This is a genomic window from Pelagibacterium sp. (assembly GCF_048264985.1).
Lineage (GTDB): Bacteria > Pseudomonadota > Alphaproteobacteria > Rhizobiales > Devosiaceae > Pelagibacterium.
Map to the genome: position 1 here is coordinate 1527019 of NZ_JBLXCL010000001.1, position 16395 is coordinate 1543413.

Consider the following 16395-nt stretch of genomic DNA (forward strand, 5'->3'; position numbering starts at 1 on the left):
GGGCAGCGAAAACCCTTGAAACTCTGGGAATTAAGGCCTTTTAGGCGGGCTATTGGCTCCCCGGGCCGGATTCGAACCAGCGACCAACCGGTTAACAGCCGGTTGCTCTACCACTGAGCTACCGGGGAACGTGTAGCCCTGCTTGGCAGGTGGCGATGATCTAGCCAATTTGGTGGCGCTTGCCAACCCCCCATTTGCCTTTCATGTCTGCATATGTGCGAGACGGCCCGAAAGGACAAGCAGATCGTCCAGTTTGTTGACGCCGACAAAGGGGTTCTCAGTGCTCATCGGTCCGTAATCGAGCCAGCGCGCGCCTAGTGCCGCCTGAACGTCGCGGATCCGCGGACCGCGTGGAGCGGGGGGGATGCCCTCAAGATGCGCAATAAGCGGCTTGGGTCTCCATAGGGCGTTGGTAGGGTAGTCTCGATTTTCATAGGCGCTCACAACACAATGAGTCGCAGGGCCGAGCAGTGGCTCTGCATGGTCGGCAAAACCGACGGGCCAGAACGGCGTATCGACCGACACCGAAAGCATCAGCGAATCGGGGGCGTGCTGCTTCACCCATAAAGCGCCGGCCAGCAGCCCCGCTGTCGGACCGGTAATTCCGCCTTGCGCGTCGGGCACACAAACGAACTCCGATTCGCTCGACGCTGGCCAGGAACCGCTCGATACGAGGATTTGACGGCATGTTTGCCCGAGCGAATTTGCGACCCAATCGATCAGCGCCCGATTGCCGATTCTGAGCGCGCTCTTGCGCACACCGCCCAGCCGTCGGCCCTCGCCGCCAGCGAGAATCAGTCCAACGATTTCCATGCCCTTGTCCCGAAAATTCAATCGCCAGCACATAAGGGACATAAGTCCCCGCGGTTGCGCCACCCCGGATTTTTACAAATTTTAGATGGTAGCGCCTGCGTTGATCGACCTCGCCAGTCGGGATTTGCTGCACACCCAACTGCGGGCGATATTGTATTGGCCGTTTCTTCTCCAAAGGCCGGCGCCTGTGCAGCAGGCAGCGCAAAAAATTGGCGTTTGTGAAGTTACGGTCTTGCCCAAGTGCCGGGGATTGCTCTAAAAGCCGCGGCTAGAGGCCTCGTGGCGGAGTGGTGACGCAGCGGATTGCAAATCCGTCCACACCGGTTCGATTCCGGTCGAGGCCTCCATTTCCCAAACTTGTCGATTCTGCCTTGCAGGGCGCTGCAGCGCTCTCGCTATTGCGCCCGTTCTGTGGTCACGAAACGCAAATCGTCAGCGACGGCCTGCCAATAATGCTCGGTAGCAAATTCGAGGCGTGTGATCGATTTGTAGTCGGCGGCAAAATAGACGGGCCCATAGGCCGATAGAGCGAACCTATCGCTGTGAATCAATGCACCGTCGCGCCAGGCGCGAATGCGTAATATTTCGCCTTCTGCGCTGCTCCAGGCCACGCCGAAATAACCGCCAAGGAAGTCGAAGGGAACGTCGCTCAAGACTGCAGTGGGGTGTCCCGAGCTTGTATAGGCGACATACTCATCTGAGACGGCGGTGTTGATATAGCCTTCGCCCTCATAGAAGCGGGCGTGAACAGCGACCCAGTTTTCCCACTGTAAACCTCCGTAGCCATTGGGCACCTTTAAGATCTCATCGCCGACAAAAAGATCGTCGAACCCCAGCGTCTTCGTCGATCCTTGTGTTCGACCTTCCGCAGACCAGTCCCCGGGCAAGACGATCGGTATGTGTCCCACCTCGATCGCCCTGTTACCGATGGTCCAGGGGCCAGGGGATGCGGGAATACGAAAGACGCCATCCTCGGCGGCTTGAGCCTGAACGGTGTGTCCCGATGCGTTCGATGCAATAATCGTGTCGCCTTCGTCCTGCCGCCCTCGAATTTCGGGTATGGCTGCCAACCCGACAGGTTGCGGCACAGAATCGGCGACAAGATCGCCTGGCGCCCCCGCCAGGCCCGATATTGAAACGCTCTGCTCGCCATTGCCTGTTGTGACGGCCCAGCCCGGTGGCGGTACCACGCGGAAGCTGTAGGCGCCTTCGCCTGGAATTTCTGCTCCGGCGAGCGCAACCGATGCGTTGAAATTGGCATAGCCGCCGATATTGGTGCGCGCGACGGCAACCACACCGGAAGGCGCAAGCATTTCGACAGCGATATTGGCAAAGACGCGATCACCCAGATCGTAGCTTCCACTGGCATTGATATCGCGGAAAACGAAAGTCGAAATGTTCATCAAGCCGTTGTTCGGTCCATCCCATTCGCGCTGCCCATAATAGATGCCCTGGCAAAGCGCGTGGCTCGCTGTCGCCAATATGGCACAGATGGCCAATCCGGTCGGCTTCGTCCAAGCATGAAACATCCTGTTCGCCCTTTGCGTAATGCTAGCGCAACCAAGGCTGACCAACTTGACGGTATTGGTCAATCTTTGTGGCGCATCAAGGAACGGGTGGCGGCGGAACATGTGCGCTGTGTGCTGCGTTCAGTAATGGCCGCCCATTGAAAGTGCGAAGATGAAAACGACAACAATAATTGCACCCCTTCACGCATATGCCCCCGCAGCGGAAATACCCAAGGCCAATTCAATCCCTGCCGTCATTCTCGGTACTTTGTTGTTGGCAGGCATCGTTTTTATAGCGGCGGCGCTTCTCGCTCTCGGTCTGTTGTCATGGCCAATTAGGCTCGTACGCCGCCGCATTCAAATGGGGCGGGCCAAAGGCTAAGCCAATGGCTGCTGGACAGTGGGCGGCCCCGGTTCCCAAGGCCTGGTTTTTTCACCCGGCTGGCTCGGCCGAGATCTAAGATTGGCCGATCTCGCATGCGGCTCGAATAAGCCAAAATCTCCAACCTTCTGGAAATGTGGATTACCGATATTGGGGCAACACGCGCCATCCAACCCTAATAAGGGCGATGACTTTATTGCTTTCGGACATGGAATTCAGGCGTCGCGGGTAACGGCCGTTTGAAGGGCCGACCCGTCAGAGCTAGAGCGAAACATTGTAAGCGTTCCCGACCACATCAGCCGTACCGGGCTCTCGGTTTCGTTGGACCAACTATGGCTGCGATTGCCGCGAAAATGCAGGCTATCGCCCGGCCCGACCACGGTATCTTGCCCGTCGATGCACAGGGTGAGATGGCCCTCGACCACATAGACGATCTCCTCACCTTCGTGATGGGCGGCCTCCGAACGATATCCCGGAGCGATGGTAATGAGAAACGATGACAACACATTACCGGGAAACTCGGCATGAAGTTGCTCGTAGCTGACGAGCGCATCATTGACCGAAAAACGCATGCGCTCGCCGGCTCTTGTCAGGGAATCCTGGGCACTGGGGGTGGCAATAAAGTAATCGACCCGCACGCCGAGTACGCGGGCGATCGACGCCAATGTGGAAAGGGAAGGGGACGCTTGGTCACGTTCCACCTGACTGAGATAGCCGACTGAAACGCCTGCCTGCTGTCCCAGAGCTTGCAATGTCATACGCAAGTCGTGGCGTCGTGCGCGGATAAGTGCACCCACTTTGGCAGCCTGCAGCGATTGTGCGATTCCTTCTGCGCGGTTCATTTCATCCCTCCAAGAGCCTGGCCCGACACAATCGGTAGCACTTTCTCGCCGTCCAGGTGCCACCAGAATCGTTCCCGTCGCGACGGGATATCAAAAACAGGCGCAGATGAAGCTACCGAGGTCGATAAGTGCCAATGCCAACTTGCAGGTGGGTCGGAATGGCCAAAGCCCAGGCCATCCGGGGCTTGAAAGGGAATAGACGCCGTTTAGAAAAGTACAATGTTTACGGATGCTTAACTATATTTACGTGGCATTTGAGCAACATTGGGCGCTTGCCCTAATCCTGCCACGAGGTGGCCCCACTTCGTCCGCACTCGGAAACGACATTCCGACCCATCGCATTGGTGCGGAACCTCGTTCGGCGCAGTTGTGGCAGCAGGGCAACACTCCCGGTCCTGCCTTTCCAATTGGCGCTCTCGGATCGGAACCAGTGCTCACCGGCACCCATTAGTTGCACACAGCCGGTACAAAGGAGAACAAACATGAACTCGCTCAAGACAGTGGCTCTCGCTACAGTTATTTCCACTACCGCTTTCGGCGGTGCATTCGCTGCTGACGCCATCGGCATTCCAGCACCAGCCATTCCGGCGCCCGCTCCTGTCTATGACGCAGGTAGCGGCTTTGACTGGAACGGTTTCTATGCTGGTGCGAACGTTGGCGCCGCCAATGACATCAATGCCGACTCGACCGATTGGACAATTGGTGCCCAGGCCGGTGTGAACGCTCAGTTCGACTTCTTCCTGGTCGGTGCTGAAGTTGCTCTCGACGGCGTCTTTGATGATCCGGACATGTACGCTTACGGTTCGGCTCTGGCCCGTGGTGGTGTTCTGGTCACAGAAGAACTGCTCGCATACGGCGCTGTCGGTTACGGCACCGACTTCGATGCTGCTAACGGCACAGGCGATCACGTTCTCGCCGGCGGTGGTCTCGAATACGCTGCCACCGACGACATTTCGATCCGTGGTCAGTACCTCTATGGTTGGGATCAGTCGAACGATGCGACATCGAGCGACATCCACAAGTTCCAGATTGGTGCGAACTTCCACTTCTAGTCGATCCATACGGACCGATTTCCGAACGGCCCCGCCAGCGCGGGGCCGTTTTTTGTATACGATTTACTAAGGTTACCGAACTGCCTGTGCCAGAAAGGCAACAGCGAGGGTATTTGATGGCAATATTGTGCCGATTTGAGGTGTTTTAGGGGTTGGAGGGATTGGAATCAGGCGAGGATTGGGCAATATGAAGTCAGATCAACCCCCGTGCTGTGAGGTACACCAATGACTATTCTTAAATCCACGCTGCTTGCTGCAGCTGCTACCGTCGCAATCGCTTCGGCTGCCCAGGCTGCTGATCCGATCATGCCGATGCCCGTTACTCCGGTTGCTCCGGTTGTTGACCCCGTCTTCGATTGGTCCGGCTTCTACGCTGGTGTTCGCGTTGGCGGTTTGAACGACACTGTCGACACTGATTGGCTCGTCGGTGGCGAACTCGGCGTGAACGCACAGTGGGACATGTTCGTCCTCGGTGCTGAAGTTGCTGTCGACGCCGTCTTCGGTGATCCTGACACATACGCATATGGCGAAGTCACCGCACGTGGCGGCGTGGCATTCTCCGAAGTGCTTCTGTATGGTACTGTCGGTTACGGCACCGATTTCGATGCGCCTGCCGCTTCGGGCGTTGGCAACCAGGTTCTCGCCGGTGTTGGTGTTGAATTCGCTGTTTCCGACAGCATCTCGGTCGATGGCCGTTATGTCTACGGTTGGGGCATTGATGCTGGCGACTCCGACATCCACAAGTTCACCATCGGTGCAAACTTCCACTTCTAGGACTCGAGGCTGGCAAGGCGGGGGCAACGCCAGCCATAATTCGATGTCAAAAACGGTCCGGCATTCGCCGGGCCGTTTTTTTGTTGCCAATTTACTGGCAATCTGACCGTCAAATACACTCAACTCCGTAGTTTTTAGGGCCATTGTTGTCATTCGGTGTGGCGCAGAGTAGGGCGGATTTTAGTAAAGTTTTAGCCACGTTCATAACCTTGGCTTGAGAGCTGGGCCAGCGAGGCAATAATGGTGTCAATTAACCTTAATGGAGTGACGCCAATGTCTTTCGCTCTTCGCATGGCGGCCGTCCTGGTCGCTGGAATCGCCCTTGCCGGGCCCGCATCCGCTCAGGACTATGGCCCCTATGGAGTCAGCGGATCGACGAGCCTCGGGTCAGGCTATGGCTTTGATTGGGATGGCTTTTATGCCGGTGTCTACGGTGGCGGCGTGCCCTTCGGAACGACGTCATGGAACGCCGGTGTCTTCTCGGGCGTCAACGTGGCCATCGATAGCGCAGTGGTCGGTGTAGAAGCCCAGCTAGGCGCAGATATCGACGGATCCACTTCGATCGATGCCCTTGTATTGGGTAAGGGCGGTGTCTCACTTGGAGACGCGCTGATCTACGCAACCGGCGGTACTGGCCTCATTTCAGGTGATTTCGGCTATGCCCTTGGCGGTGGTGCAGAATATGGCTTCACCGATTACATGAGCGTCCGCGGCGAGGTTCTCGGAACAGGCTCGTGGGGCTCGATGCCATCTGATATGCGGGTGACCGCAGGTGTGGCATTTCACCTCTAGACTCAGCGCGGCTTCGATCTCGTGATTGTGTTTGCCGAACCGCTAGCCGCGGCGGGCACAGTTGCAGTCGGTCTCTTCTCGCAAGCCACGCGCCGCGTTGGATTTTTCAACGGTTTGCCGCGCTTTGGATGCTTGCGTCGAGCGCCATTAAAACATGACTACAATAATCAGTTTTATCTCCCCTTGAAACCATATGGGGGGTGGGTTAAGCCCTGTCCAAAGACAGGGGCTCGGATAGCCGCGAGTCCTCACGCTCGGCTCCCAGCCGGGCCCTATTGAAGGCTTGGCTGTCAATGAACGAACTGCTCAGCGCATATCTGCCGATTTTGATTTTTGTAGGGCTTGCCGCCGTTATTGGTTTGGCGTTGCTTGTTGCCCCCTTTCTGATCGCCGTGAAGCGGCCAGATCCCGAAAAAGTGTCCGCATATGAATGCGGCTTCGAGGCGTTCAGCGATGCGCGCATGAAATTCGACGTCAGGTTTTATCTGGTGGCGATTCTCTTCATTATCTTCGATCTCGAAGTGGCGTTTCTTTTCCCTTGGGCCGTGGCTTTTGGCGAGATCGGTTGGTACGGTTTTTGGTCGATGATGATCTTTTTGGGGGTCCTTACTGTCGGCTTCATCTATGAATGGCGCAAAGGTGCTCTGGAATGGGATTGACCGACAACAATACTTTGGTTGCACCCCGGCCACGCGGGATTATCGATCCCGCGACCAGTCTACCCGTCGGCGCGACAGATCCTTACTATGTCGAGATCAACAATGAGTTGGCCGACAAGGGCTTTCTCGTCACTTCAACGGATGAGCTGATCAACTGGTCCCGCACGGGGTCGTTGATGTGGATGACGTTCGGCTTGGCGTGCTGCGCAGTGGAAATGATGCAGATGTCCATGCCGCGCTATGACTGCGAGCGTTTCGGCTTCGCGCCGCGCGCCTCGCCACGTCAATCCGATGTGATGATCGTCGCTGGTACGCTGACCAACAAAATGGCGCCTGCATTGCGCAAGGTTTATGACCAGATGCCAGAGCCGCGTTATGTCATCTCCATGGGCAGTTGTGCCAATGGTGGTGGATATTATCACTATTCCTATTCAGTGGTGCGCGGTTGTGACCGCGTGGTGCCCGTCGACATCTACGTTCCCGGCTGCCCCCCGACTGCTGAAGCCCTTCTCTATGGCGTTCTCCTTCTTCAAAAGAAGATACGGCGCACCGGAACCATCGAGCGATAAGGCCAATCAATGGAAGACGCCCTTTCCGAACTCGGCGAGTACATTACGCTCAAGCTGGGCGAAGCGCTCGATGGCTACAACGTCGCTTATGGCGAATTGACCCTTGAGGCTAGGCCGGACGCCATCCTCAATGTCATGCGGACGTTGCGTGATGACCCGCGCTGCCAGTTTACGTGCATAATCGATGTGTGTGGCGTTGATTACCCGGAGCGGGCGCAGCGTTTCGACGTGGTCTATCACTTGCTAAGCCCGCAACAGAACACTCGCATTCGCGTGCGTATCGTCACTGACGAAGTGACGCCGGTTCCGTCCATCACCGGTATTTTTCGCGGAGCGGATTGGTTTGAGCGTGAAGCCTATGACCTATATGGCATCCTGTTCTCGGGCCATCATGACCTGCGTCGCATTCTCACCGATTATGGATTTGACGGTCATCCGCTGCGAAAGGACTTCCCGCTGACAGGCTTTGTCGAAGTACGTTACGACGAAGAGCGGAAGCGGGTTGTTTATGAGCCGGTCAAACTGGCGCAGGAATTTCGGAATTTCGATTATCTTTCGCCCTGGGAAGGCACCGACTATGTGTTGCCGGGTGATGAGAAGGCCAAGCAATGACCGAGCACGACGTACGCACGTTCAACATTAACTTCGGTCCGCAGCACCCCGCGGCCCATGGTGTTTTGCGGCTCGTGCTTGAGCTTGACGGAGAAGTGGTAGAGCGGGTCGATCCCCATGTGGGGTTGCTGCACCGCGGAACCGAGAAGCTCATTGAAGCCAAGACCTATCTCCAGGCCGTGCCGTATTTCGATCGCCTCGACTACGTGGCGCCGATGAATCAGGAGCACGCTTTCGCTTTGGCGGTCGAGCGGCTCCTGGGCATCGAAGTGCCGTTTCGCGGCCAGCTCATCCGGGTGTTGTACTCGGAAATCGGTCGCATCCTTTCACACCTGCTAAACGTAACGACGCAGGCTCTGGACGTTGGTGCGCTGACTCCGCCGCTCTGGGGCTTCGAGCAGCGCGAGCAGCTAATGGTGTTCTATGAGCGCGCGTCAGGTTCGCGTATGCACGCAGCGTATGTGCGTCCGGGCGGCGTTCATCAGGATCTGCCGCAGGACCTGATCGATGATATCGGCAAGTTTACCGAAACCTTCCCGAAGGCTCTTGCTGACATCGATAACCTGATTACTGAAAACCGCATCTTTAAGCAGCGCAACGTCGATATCGCAAAGGTGTCGCTTGAAGATGCTTGGGCCTGGGGTTTTTCGGGGGTCATGGTGCGCGGTTCGGGCGCTGCTTGGGATCTGCGCAAGAGCCAACCCTATGAATGCTACGACCAGCTCGAATTTGACATTCCTGTCGGAAAGAATGGCGATTGCTACGATCGCTATCTGGTTCGCATGGAAGAAATGCGCCAGTCCAACTCGATTATGCGCCAGTGTGTTGATCTGCTGAACTCACCTGAAGGGCAGGGGTCGGTTTCGACAATGGACGGTAAGGTTGTGCCGCCCAAGCGTGGCGAGATGAAGCGCTCGATGGAGGCATTGATCCATCACTTTAAACTCTACACCGAGGGCTACCGTGTGCCCGAAGGGGAAGTTTACGCCGCCGTCGAAGCACCTAAGGGTGAGTTTGGTGTCTATCTGGTGTCGGATGGCACCAACAAGCCGTATCGCTGCAAGATCCGCGCCCCTGGGTTTGCGCATCTTCAAGCCATGGATTTTCTCTGTCGTGGACACCTGTTGGCCGACGTTTCGGCAATTTTGGGATCGCTCGACATCGTGTTCGGAGAGGTTGATCGCTGATGAGCGTGCGTCGCCTTGCAGAAGAAGCCGTCCAGCCGGCAAACTTTTCCTTTTCCAAGGAGAATACGGCTTGGGCAAAAGAACGTATTGCCATGTATCCGGCTGGCCGGCAGCAGTCTGCTGTTATTCCGCTGCTGATGCGTGCGCAGGAACAGGATGGCTGGGTATCGCGCGCCACTATTGAGTCGGTCGCGCAAATGCTCGACATGCCCTATATCCGCGTGCTTGAAGTCGCGACTTTTTATACGCAATTTCAATTGCAGCCGGTCGGCACGCGCGCCCACATCCAAGTGTGTGGCACGACGCCCTGCATGCTGCGGGGTGCTGAAGACATCCGCGCTGTTTGTCAGAAACACATTCACACCGAGCCGCACCATCTCAATGAAGATGGAACGATGAGCTGGGAGGAGGTCGAATGTGCCGGCGCCTGCGTCAACGCTCCGATGGTAACGATCGGATTCGACACCTATGAAGACCTGACTCCCGAACGCTTCGAAGAAATTCTGATCGCGTTCCGTGACGGCCATGGTGAAACTGTTCCAGCCGGCCCCCAGAACGGTCGTACATTCTCTGCGCCGCTTGATGGTCGAACCACTTTGTTGAGCGAGCCAGCAAAGTCGAGGCCGCGCAAGGAATCCGGACCTGTGGAGACGGAGCAGGCTGCGACCAAGCCAGGTCGTAAACAAAAAATCGACGAAGAGGCCGCTCCTGCGATTAAGGGCCCTTCCGAGAATGGTAAGGTTTCGGCAGCGGAAGCCGAGTCAGCCGAAAAGAGGGCCTCCGGTCCTGCTCGGCGCAAGCCCGATCAGGCTGCGCGTGAAGGCGCTACTGGTGCTGAGTCGCCCGCCGTCGAAAAGACTGCTAGCCAGACCGGACAGGAAACCAAGACCACCGGACGCACAAATGGCAAGTCCGAAACGGTTGCGGCGACATCTGCAGGTACAACCACCGATTCCGCGCCGCTCTTCACACGTCCGCAGGGTGGAGCGGATGATCTTAAGCTTATCTCCGGGGTCGGACCTGTGATCGAGCGCAAGCTCAATGGTCTGGGGATCACTCAATATGCTCAGGTTGCGGCCTTCACAGATGCAGAGGTCGAAAAGGTCGACGCAGTTCTAAATTTCAAAGGACGTATTGCCCGAGACAACTGGAAAGGCCAGGCAAAAGCGCTGGCCGACGGTGGCGTCGACGAATATGTCCGCGTCTTCGGCAAGAAGCCGCGCTAGAGGATTTGATCGATGCTCACTGATCAGGATCGCATTTTCACAAACCTCTATGGCCAAGACGATTGGGGGCTTGAGGGCGCGCGTCGTCGGGGTTCGTGGAACGGTACCAAGGATTTGCTCGACCAGGGACGCGAATGGTTGACCAATGAGGTCAAGGCGTCGGGGTTGCGCGGCCGCGGCGGCGCTGGCTTTTCGACGGGCCTGAAATGGTCGTTCATGCCCAAGGTCAACGACGGGCGTCCGCATTATCTCGTCGTAAATGCAGACGAATCCGAGCCGGGCACATGTAAGGACCGCGAAATCCTGCGTCACGATCCGCATCATCTGATCGAAGGCTGTCTGATCGCCGGGAGAGCCATGGATGCACATGCCGCCTACATTTATGTCCGCGGCGAGTTCATGCGCGAGCGTCATAGGCTCGAAGCCGCTGTTCAGCAGGCTTATGATGCCAAACTGATCGGCAAGAACAACGTTCACGGATGGGATTTCGATATCATCGTCCACCACGGTGCCGGTGCTTACATTTGTGGTGAAGAGACAGCGCTGCTGGAAAGCCTTGAAGGTAAAAAAGGTCAACCGCGCCTAAAGCCGCCATTTCCGGCTGGCATGGGACTCTATGGTTCACCGACAACGGTCAACAACGTCGAATCGATTGCAGTTGTGCCGGAAATTCTGCGTCGTGGCGCTTCCTGGTTTGCCGGGTTGGGCCGTGAAAACAACACAGGTACCAAGCTCTTCTGTGTTTCGGGGCACGTCAATAATCCTGCGACATTCGAAGAAGAAATGGGAACGCCGTTTGACGTGTTGATCGAAAAACACTGCGGCGGTATCCGCGGCGGCTGGGACAACCTTCTGGCAGTGATCCCAGGCGGATCGTCGGTACCTTGTGTTCCAGGCGAAAAAATCCGTTCGGCACATATGGACTTTGACGGCTTGCGGGAAGTTGGCTCATCTCTCGGCACCGCTGCCGTGATTGTCATGGATAAGTCGACCGACATTATCAAAGCCATTTGGCGCCTGTCGGCCTTTTACAAGCATGAGAGTTGCGGCCAATGCACGCCATGCCGCGAAGGCACTGGCTGGATGATGCGGGTTATGGAACGCATGGTGCGTGGCGAAGCGCAAAAACGCGAAATCGATATGCTTTTTGCAGTTACCAAGCAGGTCGAAGGTCACACAATCTGTGCTCTGGGCGATGCCGCAGCCTGGCCCATTCAGGGCCTTATCCGCAACTTCAGGCACGTGATTGAAGAGCGGATCGACGCATACACCTACAAGTCCACCTCCGATGGCGCAGTGCCCTCGGTTGCGGCGGAGTAAGAACCAATGGCGCAAATCAAGGTCGATGGTGAACTGATCGAAGTTCCCGATCACTTCACGCTGATGCAGGCTGCTGAGGCGGCAGGCGCGGAAATCCCGCGTTTTTGCTACCATGAGCGGCTTTCGGTGGCGGGGAACTGCCGCATGTGTCTTGTTGAAGTGAAGGGTGGCCCACCCAAGCCCCAAGCAAGCTGCGCTATGAGCGTTCGCGATTTGCGCCCGGGTCCGAATGGCGAAGCGCCGGAAATGTTCACCAACACGCCGATGGTCAAGAAGGCCCGCGAAGGCGTGATGGAATTTCTGCTGATCAATCACCCGCTCGATTGCCCGATCTGCGATCAGGGCGGTGAATGCGATCTTCAGGATCAGGCCATGGCCTATGGTGTGGATACGTCCCGCTATTGGGAAAACAAGCGCGCTGTCGAAAACAAATATGTCGGACCACTCGTAAAGACGATCATGAACCGGTGCATTCACTGCACCCGCTGTGTCCGCTTCACGACTGAAGTTGCTGGTGTTTCCGAGCTTGGATTGATCGGGCGTGGCGAAGATGCCGAGATCACATCTTATCTTGAGCAGGCGCTGACCAGCGAACTGCAGGGCAACGTTATAGATCTCTGTCCCGTAGGCGCACTGACATCTAAACCCTACGCCTTCCAGGCGCGACCCTGGGAGCTCAATAAGACCGAGTCCATCGACGTTATGGATGCTGTCGGTTCCAACATTCGTGTCGACTCCCGCGGAAGCGAAGTAATGCGCGTCTTGCCCCGTATTCACGAGGGCATCAACGAAGAGTGGATTTCCGACAAGACCCGATTTATCTGGGACGGTCTGCGCACGCAGCGCCTCGATCGACCCTATGTTCGCAGAAACAAGAAGCTTCAGGCTGTATCCTGGAACGAAGCGTTTGCCGCCATTGCTGCTTTGGTCAAAACCACCGAACCGGGCCGTATTGCAGCTATTGCTGGAGATCTGGCTGGTGTTGAGGAAATGTATGCCCTCAAGACCCTGATGGTTTCACTCGGCTCTTCCAACATGGATGCCCGTCCTGCCGATTCAGCCCTTAATCCGAAAAAGGGCAGGGCGTCTTATATCTTCAATCCAACAATTGCAGGTATCGAACAGGCCGATGCTATCCTGATTATAGGTGCCAACCCGCGTCGTGAGGCGTCCGTCCTTAACGCACGTATCCGCAAGGCTTGGCGGGCAGGCGGCGTCGAAATAGGGCTCGTTGGCGAAGCAGCCGATTTGACCTATGATTATGACCATATTGGCGCTGGCCTCGATACGTTGTCCGAACTGGCTGCTGGCAAAGGGCGGTTCGCTAAAGTGCTCAAGAATGCACAGCGCCCGCTCATTATCGTTGGTGAAGGTGCGCTAACCGGTTCTTCGGCCAAAAACGTTCTCGGCCTGGCAACACAGATTGCGTCAGCGGCCGGCGCACTTAGCGCCGATTGGAATGGATTTGCTGTCCTGCACAACGCCGCATCGCGCGTCGGTGCGCTTGATATTGGATTTGTTCCTGGCCGGGGCGGCTTGGACACAGCCGGCATATTAAAGGCGGCAGCCGGCGGAAAGCTCGATGTTCTCTTTGTTCTCGGCGCTGATGAAATCGATATGACGGCGCTCGGTGATACCAAGGTCATCTATATCGGTACCCATGGCGACGCTGGGGCACATAGGGCCGATGTCATTCTGCCAGCGGCGACTTACACGGAAAAGTCGGCGACATATGTCAACACCGAAGGGCGCGTGCAGGTGACGGCAAGGGCCGTTTTCGCGCCAGGTGACGCCAAGGAAGACTGGGCAATCCTGCGCGCCCTGTCGACAGTCTTGGGCCAACCATTGCCCTTTGACTCGCTTTCGGCGCTTCGAGCACTGCTTTATGGGGAATACCCACACCTTGCCCAGCTTGATGCCATTGCGCCAGGCAGCGCTTCCGATGTATCCGCACTGGCAGATACTGCAGCGCCGAAGTCGAGCTACACTCTGATCTCTCCGGTCAGCGACTTCTACCTAACCAACCCCATAGCGCGTGCATCCGCCGTAATGGCCGAATGCTCGCAGATCATGTCGGGTCTGAAACAGGCCGCGGAGTAAGGCAGCGATATGGACTGGATTTTATACGCGCTCGACTATCTGTTCGGTGCCCCGATTTTTGGACTTGGCACCATGATCGGGTTTGTCTGGAAAGCGCTCCTGCTGCTGGTAACCCTGCTGGTTTTTACAGCTTACGTCCTGCTTGCCGATCGTAAGATCTGGGCGGCTGTACAAATCCGTCGCGGACCCAACGTTGTCGGCGCTTTCGGTTTGTTCCAGAGCTTTGCCGATCTGCTCAAGTTCGTCTTCAAGGAACCGGTTATTCCTGCGGGCGCCGATAAGGCGGTGTTCCTCCTCGCGCCGCTCGTCACCGTTCTTCTGGCGCTTTCCGCTTGGGCAGTGGTGCCCGTCGCAGAGGGCTGGGCGCTTGCAGATGTCAATATTGGAATCCTTTATATCCTGGCGATTTCGTCGCTTGGTGTGTACGGCGTCATCATGGGCGGTTGGGCCTCCAACTCGAAATACCCATTCCTTGGCGCCCTTCGCTCCGCAGCTCAGATGGTTTCGTACGAAGTTTCGATCGGCTTCGTGATTGTTACTGTCCTATTGTGCGTCGGTTCGCTCAACCTCACTCACATTGTGATGGCCCAGCAATCGGGCGGTCTGGCACACATGCTTGGTGTGCCTTGGCTGACCTTCCTGAACTGGTTCTGGCTGCCGCTGTTCCCGATGTTCATTATCTTCTTTATTTCAGCATTGGCCGAAACAAATCGACCGCCGTTCGATCTTCCTGAAGCGGAATCCGAACTGGTCGCCGGTTTCATGGTGGAATATGGCTCGACTCCATACATGATGTTCATGCTGGGCGAGTATGTTTCGATCATTCTCATGTGCGCCCTGACCACGATTCTATTCCTTGGTGGCTGGACGGCGCCGATCGACTTGCCGCCATTCACTTGGGTTCCAGGCGCTGTCTGGTTTGTGCTCAAACTCTCGCTGGTCTTTTTCATGTTTGCCATGGTCAAGGCCTTCGTCCCACGCTACCGCTATGACCAATTGATGCGTCTTGGCTGGAAAGTCTTCCTGCCGATATCGTTGTTCATGATTGTTGTCGTTGCCTTTGTTCTTCAGCTTACGGGCTGGGGCTGGCACGGCGGCATGGCATAAGGAGAGAACCACAATGAAAGCCTTGCGGTTTCTCGATGCTCTGCTGCTCAGGGAGTTCGTATCTACCTTCTTCCTGGCCATGCGCTATTTCTTCGCGCCAAAACCGACCATCAACTATCCGTTCGAGAAGGGTGAAGTTTCACCGCGCTTTCGTGGAGAACATGCGCTGCGCCGCTACCCGAACGGGGAAGAGCGTTGCATCGCCTGCAAGCTGTGCGAAGCGATCTGTCCAGCCCAGGCAATCACGATCGAAGCCGGGCCGCGCCAGAATGATGGCACACGGCGTACGGTTCGTTACGACATCGACATGGTCAAATGCATCTATTGCGGCTTCTGTCAGGAAGCATGCCCTGTCGATGCAATTGTTGAAGGGCCGAACTTTGAATTTGCAACCGAGACGCGCGAGGAGCTCTATTTCTCCAAGGACCGTCTTCTGGCCAATGGCGACCGTTGGGAGCGTGAACTCGCTGCCAATATCGCCCTTGATGCGCCGTACCGTTAGGAGCGACAGGTGACCTTGCCGCTGTTTTTCTTTTACCTGTTTTCATCCGTCGTCGTGGCGTCGGCGATCATGGTGATTTCGTCGCGAAATCCCGTCCACTCGGTACTGTTCCTCATTCTGGCATTCGTCAATGCGGCAGGTATCTTCATGCTGGCCGGAGCAGAGTTTCTCGCGATGATCCTGATCGTCGTCTATGTCGGCGCGGTAGCTGTACTCTTCTTGTTCGTCGTGATGATGCTCGACGTCGACTTTGGAGAGTTGCGCAAAGGCATCCTCCAATACGCTCCGATTGGCGTGGTGGTCGGCATCATTTTGCTCCTGGAGCTTTTGCTGGTCGCCGGCTCTGCGTACCTCGCCCCGGATGCCGCATCGAGTGGCGTTCTGCCTATTGATGGCGGCGTGGAAAATACGCGTGCTTTGGGGCGGGTGCTCTATACGAATTACATTTATCTCTTCCAGGCGTGTGGTCTCGTGCTTCTGGTGGCTATGATCGGAGCCATCGTTCTGACATTGCGTCACAAGCCGAACGTCAAGCGTCAAGATATCGCTGCGCAGGTTGCGCGGACCAAGGCGACGGGCGTCGAGATCGTCAAGGTCGAGAGCGGAAAAGGGCTGTAAGGGGACTATGATGACACCGGTAATCGGGCTCGGTCACTTCCTGACCGTAGCGGCCATTCTGTTCACCATTGGCGTGTTCGGGATATTTCTCAATCGCAAGAACATCATCATTATCTTGATGTCGATTGAACTCATCCTGCTTGCAGTCAACATCAACTTCGTGGCGTTTTCTGCTCATCAGGGTGACCTTGTGGGGCAGATCTTCGCGCTTTTGATCCTGACCGTCGCAGCAGCGGAGGCAGCAATTGGCCTCGCGATCCTCGTTATCTTCTTCCGCAATCGGGGCTCGATCGCGGTAGATGACGTCAACATGATGAAGGGCTAGGGCGGCC

17 protein-coding genes and 2 tRNA genes are annotated in these 16395 nt (G+C 56.5%); 15 read left to right on the top strand and 4 right to left on the bottom strand.

Annotated elements, in window-relative coordinates:
• Positions 1 to 53: 53 nt before the first annotated feature.
• Positions 54 to 128, bottom strand: a tRNA-Asn gene (locus ACN0TA_RS07540).
• A 73-nt stretch (positions 129 to 201) separates the two neighbouring features.
• Entirely contained in the window at positions 202 to 813 is a 612-nt protein-coding gene (mobA, locus tag ACN0TA_RS07545) for a molybdenum cofactor guanylyltransferase (protein ID WP_417581375.1), read from the bottom strand.
• A 273-nt stretch (positions 814 to 1086) separates the two neighbouring features.
• Here mobA and ACN0TA_RS07550 point away from each other — a divergent pair.
• Positions 1087 to 1160 (top strand) — tRNA-Cys (locus tag ACN0TA_RS07550).
• A 48-nt stretch (positions 1161 to 1208) separates the two neighbouring features.
• On the opposite strand, the gene ACN0TA_RS07555 is transcribed toward ACN0TA_RS07550, so the two are convergent.
• Both ACN0TA_RS07555 and ACN0TA_RS07560 read right to left on the bottom strand, forming a co-directional pair.
• Complete coding sequence (locus tag ACN0TA_RS07555; RefSeq protein ID WP_417581377.1) at positions 1209 to 2342, bottom strand: hypothetical protein; 1134 nt, start codon at positions 2340 to 2342, stop codon at positions 1209 to 1211.
• A 576-nt stretch (positions 2343 to 2918) separates the two neighbouring features.
• Positions 2919 to 3545, bottom strand: coding sequence for a helix-turn-helix domain-containing protein (locus ACN0TA_RS07560; protein WP_417581379.1), 627 nt, complete (start codon positions 3543 to 3545; stop codon positions 2919 to 2921).
• A 482-nt stretch (positions 3546 to 4027) separates the two neighbouring features.
• On the opposite strand from ACN0TA_RS07560, the gene ACN0TA_RS07565 reads away from it, so the two are divergent.
• From ACN0TA_RS07565 to nuoK, 14 genes are all read left to right on the top strand, one after another.
• Entirely contained in the window at positions 4028 to 4597 is a 570-nt protein-coding gene (locus ACN0TA_RS07565; RefSeq protein ID WP_417581382.1) for an outer membrane protein, read from the top strand.
• 225 nt (positions 4598 to 4822) lie between these two features.
• Positions 4823 to 5371, top strand: coding sequence for an outer membrane protein (locus ACN0TA_RS07570; protein ID WP_417581384.1), 549 nt, complete (start codon positions 4823 to 4825; stop codon positions 5369 to 5371).
• A 273-nt stretch (positions 5372 to 5644) separates the two neighbouring features.
• Positions 5645 to 6163, top strand: coding sequence for an outer membrane protein (locus tag ACN0TA_RS07575; protein WP_417581386.1), 519 nt, complete (start codon positions 5645 to 5647; stop codon positions 6161 to 6163).
• A gap of 293 nt (positions 6164 to 6456) precedes the next feature.
• A complete protein-coding gene (locus ACN0TA_RS07580) occupies positions 6457 to 6822 on the top strand; it encodes an NADH-quinone oxidoreductase subunit A (protein ID WP_417581388.1) in 366 nt (121 codons plus the stop codon).
• Positions 6813 to 7391, top strand: a complete 579-nt coding sequence (locus tag ACN0TA_RS07585; protein ID WP_417581390.1) for a NuoB/complex I 20 kDa subunit family protein — start codon at positions 6813 to 6815, stop codon at positions 7389 to 7391. Before ACN0TA_RS07580 ends, ACN0TA_RS07585 begins: the two co-directional genes overlap by 10 nt.
• 9 nt (positions 7392 to 7400) lie before the next feature.
• Entirely contained in the window at positions 7401 to 8003 is a 603-nt protein-coding gene (locus ACN0TA_RS07590) for an NADH-quinone oxidoreductase subunit C (RefSeq protein ID WP_417581392.1), read from the top strand.
• On the top strand, positions 8000 to 9190 hold the full coding sequence (locus ACN0TA_RS07595; protein ID WP_417581393.1) for an NADH-quinone oxidoreductase subunit D: 1191 nt from the start codon (positions 8000 to 8002) through the stop codon (positions 9188 to 9190). Before ACN0TA_RS07590 ends, ACN0TA_RS07595 begins: the two co-directional genes overlap by 4 nt.
• The gene (gene nuoE / locus ACN0TA_RS07600) at positions 9190 to 10416 is read left to right on the top strand and encodes an NADH-quinone oxidoreductase subunit NuoE (RefSeq protein ID WP_417581394.1); all 1227 of its coding nucleotides are present in this window, start codon (positions 9190 to 9192) and stop codon (positions 10414 to 10416) included. The genes ACN0TA_RS07595 and nuoE overlap by 1 nt, the downstream gene beginning before the upstream one ends.
• Positions 10417 to 10428: 12 nt before the next feature.
• On the top strand, positions 10429 to 11736 hold the full coding sequence (gene nuoF, locus ACN0TA_RS07605) for an NADH-quinone oxidoreductase subunit NuoF (protein WP_417581396.1): 1308 nt from the start codon (positions 10429 to 10431) through the stop codon (positions 11734 to 11736).
• Between the two features lie 6 nt (positions 11737 to 11742).
• Positions 11743 to 13836: an NADH-quinone oxidoreductase subunit NuoG gene (gene nuoG, locus ACN0TA_RS07610; protein ID WP_417581398.1), complete on the top strand. Its 2094-nt coding sequence runs from the start codon at positions 11743 to 11745 to the stop codon at positions 13834 to 13836.
• A 72-nt stretch (positions 13837 to 13908) separates the two neighbouring features.
• Positions 13909 to 14943: an NADH-quinone oxidoreductase subunit NuoH gene (nuoH, locus tag ACN0TA_RS07615; RefSeq protein ID WP_417582090.1), complete on the top strand. Its 1035-nt coding sequence runs from the start codon at positions 13909 to 13911 to the stop codon at positions 14941 to 14943.
• 13 nt (positions 14944 to 14956) lie between these two features.
• On the top strand, positions 14957 to 15445 hold the full coding sequence (gene nuoI, locus ACN0TA_RS07620; protein WP_014130494.1) for an NADH-quinone oxidoreductase subunit NuoI: 489 nt from the start codon (positions 14957 to 14959) through the stop codon (positions 15443 to 15445).
• A 9-nt stretch (positions 15446 to 15454) separates the two neighbouring features.
• Positions 15455 to 16063, top strand: a complete 609-nt coding sequence (locus tag ACN0TA_RS07625; protein ID WP_417581400.1) for an NADH-quinone oxidoreductase subunit J — start codon at positions 15455 to 15457, stop codon at positions 16061 to 16063.
• Between the two features lie 10 nt (positions 16064 to 16073).
• A complete protein-coding gene (gene nuoK, locus ACN0TA_RS07630) occupies positions 16074 to 16388 on the top strand; it encodes an NADH-quinone oxidoreductase subunit NuoK (RefSeq protein ID WP_417582092.1) in 315 nt (104 codons plus the stop codon).
• Positions 16389 to 16395: the final 7 nt, after the last annotated feature.

What these genes read in the sequence shown, in the direction of transcription:
- mobA (WP_417581375.1), bottom strand. Translation starts at nt 813, where the DNA reads ATGGAAATCGTTGGACTGATTCTCGCTGGCGGCGAGGGCCGACGGCTG.
- ACN0TA_RS07555 (WP_417581377.1), bottom strand. Translation starts at nt 2,342, where the DNA reads ATGTTTCATGCTTGGACGAAGCCGACCGGATTGGCCATCTGTGCCATA.
- ACN0TA_RS07560 (WP_417581379.1), bottom strand. Translation starts at nt 3,545, where the DNA reads ATGAACCGCGCAGAAGGAATCGCACAATCGCTGCAGGCTGCCAAAGTG.
- ACN0TA_RS07565 (WP_417581382.1), top strand. Translation starts at nt 4,028, where the DNA reads ATGAACTCGCTCAAGACAGTGGCTCTCGCTACAGTTATTTCCACTACC.
- ACN0TA_RS07570 (WP_417581384.1), top strand. Translation starts at nt 4,823, where the DNA reads ATGACTATTCTTAAATCCACGCTGCTTGCTGCAGCTGCTACCGTCGCA.
- ACN0TA_RS07575 (WP_417581386.1), top strand. Translation starts at nt 5,645, where the DNA reads ATGTCTTTCGCTCTTCGCATGGCGGCCGTCCTGGTCGCTGGAATCGCC.
- ACN0TA_RS07580 (WP_417581388.1), top strand. Translation starts at nt 6,457, where the DNA reads ATGAACGAACTGCTCAGCGCATATCTGCCGATTTTGATTTTTGTAGGG.
- ACN0TA_RS07585 (WP_417581390.1), top strand. Translation starts at nt 6,813, where the DNA reads ATGGGATTGACCGACAACAATACTTTGGTTGCACCCCGGCCACGCGGG.
- ACN0TA_RS07590 (WP_417581392.1), top strand. Translation starts at nt 7,401, where the DNA reads ATGGAAGACGCCCTTTCCGAACTCGGCGAGTACATTACGCTCAAGCTG.
- ACN0TA_RS07595 (WP_417581393.1), top strand. Translation starts at nt 8,000, where the DNA reads ATGACCGAGCACGACGTACGCACGTTCAACATTAACTTCGGTCCGCAG.
- nuoE (WP_417581394.1), top strand. Translation starts at nt 9,190, where the DNA reads ATGAGCGTGCGTCGCCTTGCAGAAGAAGCCGTCCAGCCGGCAAACTTT.
- nuoF (WP_417581396.1), top strand. Translation starts at nt 10,429, where the DNA reads ATGCTCACTGATCAGGATCGCATTTTCACAAACCTCTATGGCCAAGAC.
- nuoG (WP_417581398.1), top strand. Translation starts at nt 11,743, where the DNA reads ATGGCGCAAATCAAGGTCGATGGTGAACTGATCGAAGTTCCCGATCAC.
- nuoH (WP_417582090.1), top strand. Translation starts at nt 13,909, where the DNA reads ATGATCGGGTTTGTCTGGAAAGCGCTCCTGCTGCTGGTAACCCTGCTG.
- nuoI (WP_014130494.1), top strand. Translation starts at nt 14,957, where the DNA reads ATGAAAGCCTTGCGGTTTCTCGATGCTCTGCTGCTCAGGGAGTTCGTA.
- nuoK (WP_417582092.1), top strand. Translation starts at nt 16,074, where the DNA reads ATGACACCGGTAATCGGGCTCGGTCACTTCCTGACCGTAGCGGCCATT.